Source organism: Spiroplasma chinense, from assembly GCF_008086545.1.
Taxonomy (GTDB): domain Bacteria; phylum Bacillota_I; class Bacilli_A; order Mycoplasmatales; family Mycoplasmataceae; genus Spiroplasma_A; species Spiroplasma_A chinense.
In genome coordinates, this window is the sequence record NZ_CP043026.1 from 202,012 (window position 1) to 216,370 (window position 14,359).

The 14,359-nt window shown below is 27.3% G+C and carries 14 protein-coding genes and 6 tRNA genes; 19 read left to right on the forward strand and 1 reads right to left on the reverse strand.

Annotated features, from left to right (window positions below; translation table 4 throughout):
* Positions 1–14: 14 nt before the first annotated feature.
* Positions 15–1,319, reverse strand: coding sequence for a phosphatase PAP2 family protein (locus SCHIN_RS00920; RefSeq protein WP_166507773.1), 1,305 nt, complete (start codon positions 1,317–1,319; stop codon positions 15–17).
* A 261-nt stretch (positions 1,320–1,580) separates the two neighbouring features.
* Here SCHIN_RS00920 and SCHIN_RS00925 point away from each other — a divergent pair.
* The 19 genes from SCHIN_RS00925 (at position 1,581) to SCHIN_RS01015 (ending at position 14,287) form a co-directional block, all read left to right on the forward strand.
* Positions 1,581–1,656 (forward strand) — tRNA-Asn (locus tag SCHIN_RS00925).
* An 8-nt stretch (positions 1,657–1,664) separates the two neighbouring features.
* Positions 1,665–1,740, forward strand: a tRNA-Glu gene (locus tag SCHIN_RS00930).
* Positions 1,741–1,756: 16 nt separating this feature from the next.
* Positions 1,757–1,832, forward strand: a tRNA-Val gene (locus SCHIN_RS00935).
* Between the two features lie 9 nt (positions 1,833–1,841).
* A tRNA-Thr gene (locus tag SCHIN_RS00940) sits at positions 1,842–1,917 on the forward strand.
* Between the two features lie 75 nt (positions 1,918–1,992).
* On the forward strand, positions 1,993–2,367 hold the full coding sequence (locus tag SCHIN_RS00945) for a hypothetical protein (protein ID WP_166507774.1): 375 nt from the start codon (positions 1,993–1,995) through the stop codon (positions 2,365–2,367).
* Between the two features lie 123 nt (positions 2,368–2,490).
* Entirely contained in the window at positions 2,491–3,006 is a 516-nt protein-coding gene (locus SCHIN_RS00950; protein ID WP_166507775.1) for a hypothetical protein, read from the forward strand.
* Positions 3,006–3,824 (forward strand): helix-turn-helix domain-containing protein, encoded by an 819-nt coding sequence (locus SCHIN_RS00955; RefSeq protein WP_166507776.1) that lies wholly within the window; start codon positions 3,006–3,008, stop codon positions 3,822–3,824. Before SCHIN_RS00950 ends, SCHIN_RS00955 begins: the two co-directional genes overlap by 1 nt.
* 92 nt (positions 3,825–3,916) lie before the next feature.
* Positions 3,917–4,189 (forward strand): metal-sensitive transcriptional regulator, encoded by a 273-nt coding sequence (locus SCHIN_RS00960; RefSeq protein WP_166507777.1) that lies wholly within the window; start codon positions 3,917–3,919, stop codon positions 4,187–4,189.
* A 13-nt stretch (positions 4,190–4,202) separates the two neighbouring features.
* Positions 4,203–4,415: a heavy-metal-associated domain-containing protein gene (locus SCHIN_RS00965; RefSeq protein ID WP_166507778.1), complete on the forward strand. Its 213-nt coding sequence runs from the start codon at positions 4,203–4,205 to the stop codon at positions 4,413–4,415.
* A 1-nt stretch (position 4,416) separates the two neighbouring features.
* Positions 4,417–6,585: a heavy metal translocating P-type ATPase gene (locus SCHIN_RS00970; protein ID WP_166507779.1), complete on the forward strand. Its 2,169-nt coding sequence runs from the start codon at positions 4,417–4,419 to the stop codon at positions 6,583–6,585.
* Between the two features lie 97 nt (positions 6,586–6,682).
* Positions 6,683–6,758, forward strand: a tRNA-Lys gene (locus SCHIN_RS00975).
* A gap of 8 nt (positions 6,759–6,766) precedes the next feature.
* Positions 6,767–6,851: transfer RNA gene (locus tag SCHIN_RS00980), tRNA-Leu, on the forward strand.
* A 274-nt stretch (positions 6,852–7,125) separates the two neighbouring features.
* Entirely contained in the window at positions 7,126–7,542 is a 417-nt protein-coding gene (locus SCHIN_RS00985) for a hypothetical protein (RefSeq protein ID WP_166507780.1), read from the forward strand.
* Between the two features lie 72 nt (positions 7,543–7,614).
* On the forward strand, positions 7,615–9,330 hold the full coding sequence (locus tag SCHIN_RS00990) for a lipoprotein (RefSeq protein ID WP_166507781.1): 1,716 nt from the start codon (positions 7,615–7,617) through the stop codon (positions 9,328–9,330).
* A gap of 327 nt (positions 9,331–9,657) precedes the next feature.
* A complete protein-coding gene (locus SCHIN_RS00995) occupies positions 9,658–11,202 on the forward strand; it encodes a hypothetical protein (RefSeq protein ID WP_166507782.1) in 1,545 nt (514 codons plus the stop codon).
* Entirely contained in the window at positions 11,203–12,198 is a 996-nt protein-coding gene (locus tag SCHIN_RS01000; RefSeq protein WP_166507783.1) for an ABC transporter ATP-binding protein, read from the forward strand.
* Positions 12,199–12,301: 103 nt separating this feature from the next.
* Positions 12,302–13,141, forward strand: a complete 840-nt coding sequence (locus SCHIN_RS01005) for a Cof-type HAD-IIB family hydrolase (RefSeq protein WP_166507784.1) — start codon at positions 12,302–12,304, stop codon at positions 13,139–13,141.
* Positions 13,142–13,156: 15 nt separating this feature from the next.
* On the forward strand, positions 13,157–13,459 hold the full coding sequence (gene trxA, locus SCHIN_RS01010) for a thioredoxin (protein ID WP_166507785.1): 303 nt from the start codon (positions 13,157–13,159) through the stop codon (positions 13,457–13,459).
* A 3-nt stretch (positions 13,460–13,462) separates the two neighbouring features.
* Complete coding sequence (locus SCHIN_RS01015; protein WP_166507786.1) at positions 13,463–14,287, forward strand: Cof-type HAD-IIB family hydrolase; 825 nt, start codon at positions 13,463–13,465, stop codon at positions 14,285–14,287.
* The last annotated feature ends 72 nt before the right edge of the window (positions 14,288–14,359 follow it).

The following is a 14,359-nucleotide window of genomic DNA, read 5'->3' on the forward strand; positions in this document are numbered from 1 at the left end:
TAAGAACATTTTTTTTATTTAACTAAACTGTGTCGTTTAATTACTTTAGCTATTTTTGAATCCTTATCTTTTGAGTTTGAGTATCAACCAATTGGTTGTATACCATAACTTCATTGATAACATAATCAAAAGCCTTTTTTGGTATCAACAATTGTTGCTTTTAATTCTTGTTTTAAGACTTTTGTTCTAAATTTGTTTATATAGAAAGTCATATGTCTATCAACAAGTGAATTAATTGCAGGAATCATAAGTATTGCAAAAATTGTAGATATTTCTAAATCTGTAATTCAATGGAATCCCATGATAAATAAACTATATTTCATTGTACAAAGAAGTATAAAACAAAATGCAAGCATTCAAACTTTTTTATTTGTCATTTTTCTTCCCTTATGTTCACCTATAAAACAAAATCATAAACCAAATGCTGCAAAAGTTGAGTTTGTGTGTCCTGAAGGAAATGCTCTTGCATATCAAACGTTTGTAACTTTTCTTTTATCAGCTTCTGATAAAAATCAGTACTTTAAGCTATCAAAGAAGTGATTTGGTTTTCATCAAGGATAATATTCTACAGGCCCTGTACCGTCAACTCCAGTACCTCAATTAATATGTGTGTTGTCATAAACTCAACTTGGATCTTCTTTTTGTTTTTCAGCCAATATTTCTGAAAAATGAACATGAAATCAAAAAGGTCGTCCAAAGCTTCATTTAACTATCATTATAAAGAAAGCAAGTATCATCATATATAGCAAAGCTTTAAATGAATCTACTCAATATTGTTGTTCTAAAACATCGCTTCTTTTTGAAAAAACAAATCTTAAGTAATAAGTACTTATAAGTACAATTGAAGTTTGTATTACTCTAACAACTCCATAAGCTCAATATCTATAAAGTATTGTGTCCATAATTTTGGCATCTCTATCATGACCAAAACCATTATCTCAGTTTTCAAATCTTGTTATAGATTGAGAAACCAAAATTCCAATATAAATACTTAGTGCAAGTACGTAATAAGAATAGTGGATTCACTTATTATTTCTTACAAAGTTATTTTTTGCATGTTTATTTTGGTAATATATGAAACTTTCTCATCAAATAGCAAATAAAATAAATGCTATTGGTTCAAAGATGTATAACCCCATTTCATCCATAAAAACTGTTAATGCTTTTAAAAACTTATTATTAAAAACTTTAAATGTTACATCTGCCATTTGTTGATCATAAAAAGAAGCTATTATAAAAAGTATTAATGATAAACAAAACAAGACAAATATTGGTACTTTAAATTTTCAAAAAGTGCCATCTTTTTTAAAAAAATTCATTACTATTTCCCGTCCTTTATATACCATAATATTTTATATTAAGTATTTGTTGTTTTATAGTGTTTTAAGGATATAAAATATATTTACAATTTGTAAAAATTTTTTTATTTTTTTCGAAAAAATAGTTGCTAAATATTTAAAAATATATTAATATAAATCTTGTCCTTTAACTAAGGCAAAAAATTTAAAAATTAATAAAAAAATATTGCATTTCGCTAACCAATTATGCTATTATGAATAAGTGAGATTTTTCTATCTAATGGCTTTTTAGCTCAGTTGGTAGAGCAACCGGCTGTTAACCGGTTGGTCGCAGGTTCGAGTCCTGCAAAAGCCGCCATTTTATATGGCCTGTTGGTGAAGCGGTGAACACACACGGTTTTCATCCGTGCATACACGGGTTCGAACCCCGTACAGGCTACCATTATTTTTTTATTTGTGGAGTGCTAGCTCAGTTGGGAGAGCTCCTGCCTTACAAGCAGGCGGTCGGCGGTTCGAGCCCGTCGCACTCCACCATTTTTTTACGCTGATGTGGCTCAATTGGCAGAGCAACTGACTTGTAATCAGTAGGTTGTAGGTTCAAGTCCTATCATCAGCACCATTCAGAAGAAATGTAAACAATCTCTTTTAGAGGTTGTTTTTTTATGTAATAATTAAATATAAAGAGGGCAAAGCTATGAAGAAAAGTAACTATATTCTTGCAATTGTAGGGTGTACAGTAGGTATAATAACTCAAATATTAAGTTACATATTGTTTAAACCTATAGCGCAAGGTCTTAATGCATATGATCCAACAGGACATATTTTAGTAATTATTTATATAACATGTAATCTAATTTGACTATTGGCAATTCTAAGTTTAATTGTTTTTGGTAAAAAAATGTCAGTTTGATTTGTGGGTGCTATTGTTGGTGTTACATATGCAATACTAGTTATTCTTTTTTCATGATTGTTAGTAACTTGAATTTTTTGAGTATTTAATATGATTTCAGGAATTATTTTAATAATTGCCTGTATCTTGATATTTAAAGAAAATAGAGATAACTTATAAAAATCCAAATATATTGTTTGGATTTTTTTGTGTCATTTTTCCAATAAAGAGTGTCAAAACTATGTAAAGTATTTTAAATTTTTTCTCTTACCTTATTATTGTTTTTGTAAGGGGGAAAACAATATGAAAAATTTTAAAATAAAACCAAACACTTTAAGATTATTTATCATGAACTTGTTAGTGGTATCTTTGTTTTTGACTCTTGTTGAGTTAATAATTATTTTATCTTTTAAAGGTGTTTGGGTTGGAGAGCAAAAGTTTGATATATTTGAACAAAACAGAAACAAACAATACTATATTCAAAATATTATTAAATTTAGCTTTATGATATACATGTTAATAATTATGTATATGGGGTATAAAAAGAACTCAGAATTAAAATTGAGTGTCTTAAAATTGCTTTTATTAGGTTGCCTAATTTATACTGTTGTAACAAGTTTTAATTTAATTACAAGTCATTCTCTTGGGAAAATACTTTCACAAGACAAAGTTGTTCAAGTTTATTCCAAAGCATCAGTTGTAATTGTTTTGTATGATATTATAAGTGTTTTAATTTTGGTTCTAGTTATAATTAGATATATAATTTATGTATCAATATTTATGTTTAACTTAAGAAAACTAAAGAAAGGTAAAAATTAATGAAAAAAATTAATTATAATAATGTTTTAAATGAAAAACTTTTTATTTTAATGCTTTTCACTCTATTAATGGGTGGAGTTTTTTTCATAAATTCTGGTTATCAAGGGATTGACTTAGCTCCTATAGTGACAGCATGATCAATAGCCCTTTTATCTTTTATTATGTTGTTTGTAGCTTTTTTAAGTCAATTTAATATAGTTTCTAAGAAATGGTTATATATAATGTTTTATCCTCCTTTTCCCTATAGAACTGTAAAAAGAATAATAAAGAATGAATCAAAACAAGATTTTGATGCATTTAAAACACAAATGTTTCTTTCAAAAATTCGATACGCTATTATGTATTTAGCTATATTGATTGTCTCTTCAGTATCAATAAAAACCAATATATACAATGTAGTTATTATAGTTACTTGTAGTGTGGTTTTGTTTAATGAAGTAGTTCAATTTATTTTAACCTTATGTTGAAAAAATGGGAAAGATGTAAAGATATTAGAAAAGTTGTATATTGTTGGTAAAACCTATAATTCAAAATCAAAAAAAGTGAACGATGAAGTTATTGAGTTTATAGAACAAAACAAGGGAATTGCAAATTACAAGGAAATAGGTAAAAAATTTGATATTTCAAATGAAACGTTAAATAAAATTGTTCAAAGTGAATCTGGATTCACGTTTAAACAATATTCATTAAATTTAAAAATGAAATATGCAAAGAAATTATTAGAAGAAAACAAATATTCAACTCAAGAAATAGCTGAAATGTGTGGATATAATTCAAAGTCTTCATTTTTAAAAGCTTATAAAGCTCATAATAATTAAAGCAACAAACAATGTTGCTTTTTTTGTTGCTATTTTCGAATTTAAGAGTAATATATCAATATACCCCTAGGGGTATATTTATGGAGGCTATTATGAAAAAGACAATAAGACAAGAAGAGGTTAAAAAAACCTACACACAACATTTAAATAGAGTTAAAGGACAGGTGGAAGGTGTTGTTAATTTAATTGCAAACGATGCTTACTGTTTAGATGTAATAAATCAAATTAATGCTATTAGAGGTTCTTTACTATCAGTTTCAAAGAAACTTGTAAATGAACACATTGATGGTTGTGTTAAAAATGGTCATAATAGCGAAGAACATTTAGAAGAAATAAAAGATTTGATAGATAAACTATCAAAATAAGGAGAAAGAAAATATGCAAACCATAAAATTAGAAGTTAAAGAAATTAAATGCCAAGGATGTGCAAATAAAATAATAAAAAGTGTAAAAAAAATTAAAGGGGTTAAAAATATTGAAGTAAATGTAGAGGCAAAAATAGTTGATATAGAATTTGATAATGTTAAAGCAAGTATTGATAAAATAACTGATGCAATTGGAAAATTAAATTACAATCCAGTAATGATCTAAAATGTTACAAGAAACTTTTAAAATAACAGGTATGACCTGTGCCAATTGTAAAAATGTTATTACAAAAAAAGTGAATAATTTAGCTAATGTATCAAAAGCAAAAGTAAATTTATCTTTAAACACATTAAAAGTTGAAGGAAATGATAACTTAAGTGAACAAGAAATTATTAAAGCAGTTCATGAAGCTGGATATAAAGCAGAAGTTTTAGAAGACAATGATTTTAAAACTAAAGATTTAGAGTTAACTATTATGTCTATAAAATTTTTACTATCTCTAGTTTTGACTTTACCTATGTGAATAGCTATGGTTTTAATGTTATCTAAAAATCATTCTGATTTTTCAATGTTTCTGCATAATCCCATTTTCCAAGCTAGTTTAACAGGAGTGGTTGAGTTTGTGATAGGATGAAAATTTTTTGTTGAAGTTTTTTATGGAATAAAAAACAAAAAAACAAACATGTCATTTTTGGTTGTTGTGGGTACTTTATCTGCAATAGGTTTGAGTATTTATAACGCAACACAAAATAACTGACAAACAAATATGTCTTCTCACCCGTTGTATTTTGAAACAGCTGCAACCATTATCACTTTAGTGTTGCTGGGAAAAGTTTTAGAAACACTGGCTAAAAATAAAACTACAAACTCTTTAAAATCTTTAACAAAATTACTACCAAGCAAAGCTGTTAAACTTGTTGATGGAAAAGAAATTGAAGTTGAATTAAAGGAACTTAAAGTTGGAGATATAGTTGTTGTTAAACCGGGAACTTCAATACCGTTGGACGGTATTGTAATTGAAGGAATTAGTTATGTAAATGAATCAATGTTAACTGGAGAATCAAAACCAGTTAAAAAAACAGTGGGAAGTGAAGTTGTTGGTGCAAGTATTAATAATGATGGTAATTTAAAAATTGAAATTACTCAAATTGGTAAAAATACTACAATTTCTAAAATTGTGGAACTTGTAAAAGATGCTCAAACTTCAGAAATAGAAATTCAAAAAACTGTAGATAAAATTTCAGCTTGATTTATTCCAATTATTTTTACCTTGACCATAATAACTTTTATTGCTTGATCCATTTATTACAAAAACTTTAATGAAATTGCCTTTGTAAATTCTATTGCAGTTTTAGTTATTGCATGTCCTTGTGCTTTAGGTTTAGCTACACCAACAGCAATAATGGTAGGAACTGGAAGAGCTGCACAAAACGGAATTTTGTTTAAAGGTGGAAACATGATTGAAAAACTTGCTAAAGTTAATACAATTATTTTTGATAAAACTGGAACACTAACAAAAGGATTAATGGAAGTTAAAGAATTTGAAATGTTAGATAAAGAATTTGATAGAAAACTAGCTATTGACATTCTAAAGAGTGTTGAAATAAATTCAAACCATCCAATTGCAAAAGCAATATCAAATTGAAAGGTTGATAATTTTAAACAACTACAAGTAAACTCATTTGAAAATGTAACTAGTTATGGAATTCAAGCTAATGTAGAAAATTATTTTGTTAGAATTGGTAAACCGTTGTGATTTAATATGGACCAAAGATCCATACAACAAGTTGAGATATTACAACAAAAAGGACAAACCGTATTTGTTTTAGAAATAGATAATAAAATAATTGCTTTTGTCTCTGTTTCTGATTCACTAAAAGAAAACGCTAAAAAACTTATAAAACAAATTAATGATTTAAATATTGAAACTGTGCTTTTGACAGGTGACAGTAATTTGGCTGCAGAAAGTATTGGGAAAGAATTAGGGATTAAAACCATTTATAGTGAAACACTAGTTTCACAAAAAGCTAAAGTTGTAGAAGAATTCCAAAATCAGGGAAAAATAGTTGCTATGGTAGGTGATGGAATAAATGATTCTGTTGCCCTTACAAAAGCAGATATAGGAATATCTACAAATGATAGTTCAGGAATAGCTATTGATTCCAGTGATGTTGTTCTAATGAAAGAAGATTTACTAGATGTTGTAAAAACCATTAAAGCAGCCAAAAAAACATTAGGTAAAATAAAAACTAATTTATTTTGAGCTTTTGTTTATAATTCTGTAGCTATTCCGTTGGCAATGTTTGGGATACTAATGCCCGAAATTGCAGCGCTAGCTATGGCTTTATCTTCAGTTTCTGTTGTTATAAACTCGTTGTTTTTAAAAATTAAATAATCATATAAAACCTCTCAAAAAATGAGAGTTTTTATATATTTTTTCAAAATTTATAAATTTTCACAAAATATATGATATTATATTTTTGTTCAATTTTGTCTCGTTAGCTCAGTCGGTAGAGCAACTGGCTTTTAACCAGTGGGTCATAAGTTCAAGTCTTATACGGGACACCATTTTATATCCGGAATTGGCGGAATTGGCAGACGCACCAGACTTAGGATCTGGCGTTTTACGACGTGGGGGTTCAAGTCCCTTATTCCGGACCATTAAAGAAACCAATCGCTTAAAAGCGATTTTTTTATATTTCTTTTATTTACAAGCAACTTATATTATAGGTTGCTTGTAAATAAAAGAATATTAAAGTATTATAAATGTATATAAATATAAAAGAGAATATTTTTTTGAGAATTAATAATAATCAAAATTGAAAAAACATTATTTAACTCTGGCTATTTAGAAGTATAAACCATATAAATCTTATAAATTATTAATTACTAATGATACTAATTTATCAATTAGAAACTAATAAGGGGTGATTTTATGTTCTTTGTACAAGAAATAAATGGTGTTTTTAGAGTGCTTGACCAAACTGCAAGAATTTATTTTATGTTTGATAATTTGGCTGCAGCTCAACAAAAGTGTGCTTATTTAAACTATTATATGAGTTACAATATAGGCTCCAACTATAATAATATGCCTTTGTATAATCCTCCGCCAATTATACCTGTGGTAACTTTATATCCTCAAGTTCAAACTTTTCAACCTCAACCTCAAATGCCCATGATGAATGCAGGATATGATTTTGAGGGCGGAATAATTAAGAATAATGAAAGTAAGGCGAACTTAAACTATGAACAGAATCTATTTTACAATAGCAACAATAATAGAGACATAAATACCTATATAAGTGAGGTTGAAATAAATAAGTTCATAGAAAAATTAGAAGAAGATCTATAAAAATATTTCAAATAAAATAAATTTAACAATTAAAAAGTATCAATCCTAAACAAACAATAAAGGAGTGAAAGAATGAAAAAATTATTAAGTATATTATCAGTTATAAGTTTACAAACTGCCACAGTTTCAACTGTAGTGGCATGTAGAAAAACACCAAAAATCGACAATGTAGAGGATGAAAAGCCCGGGGAAGAAGAGTTAGACGATACTGCTGAAAAATTAACTCTAAGAAATGAATTTTTAACAGAAGCTAATAATTTAATTAGAGATTATATTGATGGAGTTAAAAGTGAATCTTTAATGAACACAATAGAGGCTGCATTAATTGCTAATAGTTTCATTAAAGATGAAATTTTAAATCAACTACTTGGTGATAAAGAAACGGTTAAAGTTGATTTAACAAATGAACAAAAAAACCTTATAAATCGAGACATCGAAACTTCTCTAAAACTAGCTTCAAGTCTAAAACCACTTTTGGAGAACTTCAAAGAAGTTGAAAAGTATTCATTTTTATTTAATGGAATAAATTCAATTTATAAATCTTTTTCAATTGTAGACGATTTAGAAATAACTAAAAGTATTTCAGAAGATGAAAAAGAAAGCAACTATCTTGTTAGTTTTAAAATAGAGGTTGCATTAAACTATAGTTTTAATAATGTTACAGAAGATCATTTGTATTTGTCAGGAAATTTAAATTATAATTTAGTTTCTTCTGACAGTATATTTAATGCTCTTAAAGAATTAGCTTTGAAATTACCAAAATTAATTTATGAAGAAAACAAAGATTTTTTTGACCTAGATTCAGATATATTAGATACTAATAATCAAGCATTTTCTGCAAAAAATGATGATGCCCTTTATCATTTTTCTAAAGCAGATAACAAAAAGAAACTAGATGATATAGTGAATTTACAAGCTAAAGACATTATTGGTGGAGGAGATGTAAATGCTATTACTTTTGTTGCAAACTCTTCTAAAGTATTAGACAGGTTATATGGTGAGCAAAATATAGCAGCAACTTTAAGTGAAAAAAGTTTTGTAGAACAAGCCATAATGTTAAAGGACCATGAAAATATTACTGATCAAAGCAAAATAGAAGCTTTTGAAACAGATTATTCTAGTAACTTTGATAAAGACCAATTTAGAAGTAACGCCAAAACTATCATTTCCAATAATTTTGGTGTTGAATTAATAGATGAACAGAATAAACAATTTATTGAATATGGAAGTTTTGAGTTGAGTGATATAGTTGTATCTGCATTTGGAATGGAGATAAGTTTAAATTCATTTAATTTACTTTACACTTATAATACTGAAAAAGTATTTTCACAAGAAGTTGTAAAGGCTTTAGAAAATCTTCAAAAATTATGAGGTATTGAAGAAACTAGCGAAAGATATGCTGCTTTAAAAATTAAAGAAAACGAAGAAAATTCAATTACAAAAGATATTTGAGATTCATTTAAAGCGTATCCCACAAAACCTTTTGAAAAAATTAATAAAGATGTGGCTAAATATTATTCTCCCGCATTACAAGGAACAGCAATTTCAAGCATGATAATTGATAATGACAATGGTAAGAAAAATCCTTATGCAGAAGTGTGGGATGAAGGATTTGCAATATTCTATTCAGGATATGGAGAAGATCAAATGGGTCGAAATGGTGGTTGAAAATTGGTGACAAAATTTGATGACATCACATTCACCATAGAAGCTTGAAATATTGAAGGTTATAAAGATTTCTTTAGAGGAATAAGAGGACAAAATACATTTATTATTGAAAGAAAGTAGAAATTATTTAAAAATCTTAAGAACTTTATTGATCAAAAGTTTTTAAGATTTTTTGTAATGCACTAAGCGATGTTAAAAAAAATCCTAACTAAAGATGTCACAAAACCAAAAGTTGGTTTTTGGGTATTGTTCACTTTTTTGTGAAAAATACTCTTCCTTGAAAAATCCATAATAGTCATAAATGTTATTTCTTTAATTTTAACCTTAACTTTTGCAATTGCATTTCAAGCATTTGCAATAAACCAAGAAGAAGTTATTATATTCTTTAATTTCTACTTTATATTTTATGTAACAGTTTTGTTATTTTTGTTGGCACTAAGGGAGTGTATGCATTTTTGAAATAATAAAGTTGAAGACAAAACTGTTATGAAGTTAGTTATATCAAATAACAGTAGAACAAAAATTATTGTTACATTTTTTGTTGTAAGTATTTTAATAATTTTTATATCCTTATTTTTTAATGCATTAATTATTGTTGTGGCAGATCTTATCAGCAATGGTGATATTAATTCGGTAATAATTTGAAACTGTTTAATTTTATTATTTTATGTTCCTTTAATTTCTACAAGTTTATTATGAGCGTTGGTGGCAGCAATGATTTATATAAATAGAAATATAGCAACAATGTTGGCTGTATTGATATTAACTTTAAAGTTAATATCTTCGATACCTCAAAAATTTCAAGAAACCAAAGAAGAATCGTTATATATTGAGTTTAATAATGGTGTAAACATGTCTGTTTCTAAAGTGAAAAATCTTATAGATTTACAAAAAAATATAAAAGAAAAAAATATTAGATATCCAAATTTATCGAAATATATTAATGATAGTTTTTTAGAAAATAAACTAAGCAAGGGTTCTATGTTTGCAAATGAAAAAAGTAAGTTACTAAGAAAAGAAATTTGAAAAGAACTTGGATTAATCAATGAAACTAAAGATTTTACAGTTACTTTAAAAAACCAAGTTATAGAAAGATTGCCAAGAGGTTGATCTAACTGATCGGTTGGAGATAGTGTTGAAATTAATGTTGTGGTAAAAGATGATTTTATGACTTATGAAAGTTTCCAAGATTTAGTTGAAGTAAATCTTGAACATCCTTATTATTTGGTTATTAAGGAACTTAATGAGTTTGTTCAATACATACAAAACTTTTTTCCCTCAACATATGAATTTAAAAAGAATTATATTGAGCAATTTGATGCGTTTATAGATGTGTTAAATCCTTGCCAGGATTTAACAAAAACTTGTGAGCAGGATTCGAGTTTTATAAATAATATAACCAAAAATTCTAAAAGAGCTATGCAAATTGAAGAATTAAAAACTATTTACCAAAATTATTACTTAAACATTTATGATGGTTTAGCTTTAAGGGTTGATGATGAAGAATTATCATTATTTATAGAAGAGGCGGTTTATAATCCCTTAAGATTATCGGTTAGAATTGTTGAAAATTACTTTATTGATTACACTAGTGATTTTTATTCCATTACAAATCAAGAGGATGCAAATGTTGTAATGACAAACAACGCTGATTATAAGGAGTTCAAAAAAACCGAAAACTTTAATTCTTGATTATATTTAATAAATATATTTTCATCCTCTCAATCGATATACACCTATTATTCAAAACAATCTAGCGAAAACTTTTGGTTTGAATATAAAAATAGATCACATATTGATTTTTCTAAACAAGATAATTTATTTTTAACATACCCGAAATATAAAATTGAATTAACAAAACTAGGAACCATCCAAGAAGACACTTATAAAAATCACCCTCCAATTTGGGGTTTTATGGTTGAGATGTTGGTCATCTCTCTATTCTTTTTGGTGATTTGTATAGTAAGATTCAATAGAATGGATTTGAATTAAATGAGAAGAAAAGAGCACATAATAACTTTTAAAGGTTTTACAAAGAAGTTTAAAAATAATGTAGTAGGTCCAATTGATTTAGCTATTGAACAAGGAAAGTTTGTAGCCTTATTAGGTTCTAGTGGTTCAGGAAAAACAGTTATTCTTGACAGTATGATGGGTTTAATAAAAAAATATAAAGGAACTATTACATTTGCAGGGTATAACAGGAAAAGAGCAAAATCGTATAAAGCAAATGCAAGTCTTGGTGTTTATCAACAAGTGGATTTTTCTTTAGAAACACTTACTTGTTATGATTATTTAAAAATGAGATGTAATTACACAGGTTTGAAGAAAGAAAACCAAAAAGAGGTTCTAGAGTTTTGAATGAAATATTTTGATTTATGAGAATCAAGAAAAAAGAGAATACAAAATTTTTCCCTGGGAATGAAAAATAGAGTTAATTTAATTTTGTGTTTCTTGAATAACCCAGATATTTATATTCTAGATGAACCTGGTGCCAATTTAGATTCAATGTGAAGAAACAAAATTAATAACCTTTTTAGAGAATTGAAGAGTTTAAATAAAACTTTAATTGTTTCATCGCATAATATTAATGAAATTATTGATTTAATCGACAACTATATAGTTGTATATAATGGAAGTAAAATATTTGAGGGAAGTAAGGAAGAATTGAATATTTATACTAAGTACAAAATATTTCTCTCAGAAAAGTTTGATGTAAAAGAATTTAGAGAATTTTTGGATGAAAAAGGTATTAGAACTTTTAAATATGATGAAGAAGAAATATCTATTATTTTTGCAACAAAAAATTTATTACAAATAAATTGGTCTTTTCTATATTTTATAAAAAAGGGAATTCCGATTATAAATGTTACTAAATTATCAGTTAATATGGAATCAATTCATAAAGCTTTGGAAGATCAAATATCTTTTTTGGGAGATGAAACTGGAGAAGTTAACCCTAGAAGAAAAAGGGTGAAAATCAATAAGTAGAATTAAATTTGTTAAAAAAACACTAATGTTTATAGGGGCAAAATTTGCAAATAAATTAGTATAAAACAGGGAAGGTTGCTATAATAAATAGAGGTGATTTTTTATGAAAAATAACTTAAAAGAAAACGTTGTAATCTTTTCAGATTTAGACGGAACAGCTTTAGCATCAAATCATGATTATAGTGATTTGACATTAGAAACAGTGAAAAAAGTCTATGAAAGTGGGCATTATTTTATACCAATTACAGCTAGAAGTACAAAGGATGCTGTATTTCAACAAGGAATTAAACTTGGAATGGATAAAATGGGGGGAATTGTTATAGCTAACAATGGTACTCATATTTATGATTTTAAAGAAGAAAAATTTATAAGAGCTTTATACATTTCAAATGAAATGTTGAAAAAAATTTTTGACGAAACTTATGGTAAGATTGGAAAGTACAAGGTTCATTATTTTTCAGACCAAACAACTTATGTTTACGGTTATGGAGAAAATTCAAAATACTGAAGTGATGTAATGCAAATGGAGTACAAAAAAATTGATTCATTTGAAGACATTCACGAGCCAGTTAATCATTTAACAATAATACTTGCAGAAAATGCTGATGATAAAACACGAGAAGAATTTTACAAAGAATTCGAATTTGTAAAAGACGAGTTATCAATCATTCAGTATACAGAAAGAGTTTTTGAATTAAGTACAAAAGGTATCAATAAAGGAGAAGCGTTAACAGCTACTCTAAAACACCTAGGATTGAATGAACAAAATACTTCAGTATTTTGTTTTGGGGATGGTGTAAATGATGTTCAAATGTTTGAACAAGCAGAACACCCAATCGCCATGCAAAATGCTATTGATGAAGTAAAAAAAGTTGCTCAGGAAGTAACTTTGTCAAATGACGAAAATGGAGTTGCTAGATTTATACTAGACAATATCCTATAAAAGGAGAATAAAAATATGGCAAAAATTGTAGAAACATTAGAACAATTTGAACAAGAAGTTGCAAGTGGAAAAACAGTTGTTGACTTTTATGCAGACTGATGTGGTCCATGTAAAATGTTAGGACCTATCTTTGAACAAGTATCTACTGAAACAGAAGGGGTAAACTTTATTAAAGTTAATACAGATTTACTACCAGAAGTTGCAGATAGATTTGAAGTTAGATCAATCCCAACAATTATCAAGTTAGAAAACGGAAATGAAGCAAATAGATTCGTTGGTTTAATGGGAAAAGACCAACTAAAAACATTTGCGCAATAATTTATGATTAAATTAATCGCCTTAGATATAGACGGTACATTATTGGGGAAAAAGAAGAAAGTTTCTAAAAGAAATATTGCAGCAATAAATGCTGCAAGAGAAGCTGGAGTAAAAATCTGTATAGCAACTGGAAGAAGTAATGCAAGAGTTGAAGACATTGCAAAAGCCATTGGAATTACCAAAAACCAAGAACACTTAATTTGTTTAAATGGTGGAGGTATTTACAAGTATGACGAAAACGAAAAATTGCAAACAGTTAAAGAAACATTGTTTTCAATTGATGAAGTAAAGTTTATTTATAATACTGCATTAGATGAAAATATTAATTGTTTTTCTTATTCAGAGGACACAAAAACCGCATATGTTATTAAAAATAAAGGTCCTTTTGTGTGGTTTATGAAAAAAATCACAAAGAAAAAAATTGAAATTTATAAAAGAGATGAAATGGATCAAAGAGCTTTTAAAGTTATTACTTATGGTAATAAAGAAAATATTGCAAAAGCAAGAAAAGCATTTGAAACTAAAAAATTTGAAATGTTCTCTTGAAGTTATGTTTCAAACAAAACAGTAAATATAGAGATAAATCCTCCAGGTGTTGATAAGTTATTTGCGCTTCAAGAAGTTGCAAGTCTTTACAACATTAAACCTGAAGAAGTAATGTACTTTGGTGATGGAGATAATGATAAAAGAGCAATAGCTTGAGCAGGTCATGGTGTAGCTATGAAAAATGCTGCAAAACATGTAAAAGAAGCTGCAAAACATACAACAGATCATCATAAGAAATCTGGTGTAGGTAAAAAAATTGAAGAGCTAGTTTTGAAAAAATAGTTAAATTTAACTATTTTTTCTTTTATTTTTGAGGGGTATAAGAGGTTAAATTGTTATAATTAAGGTAAGAAT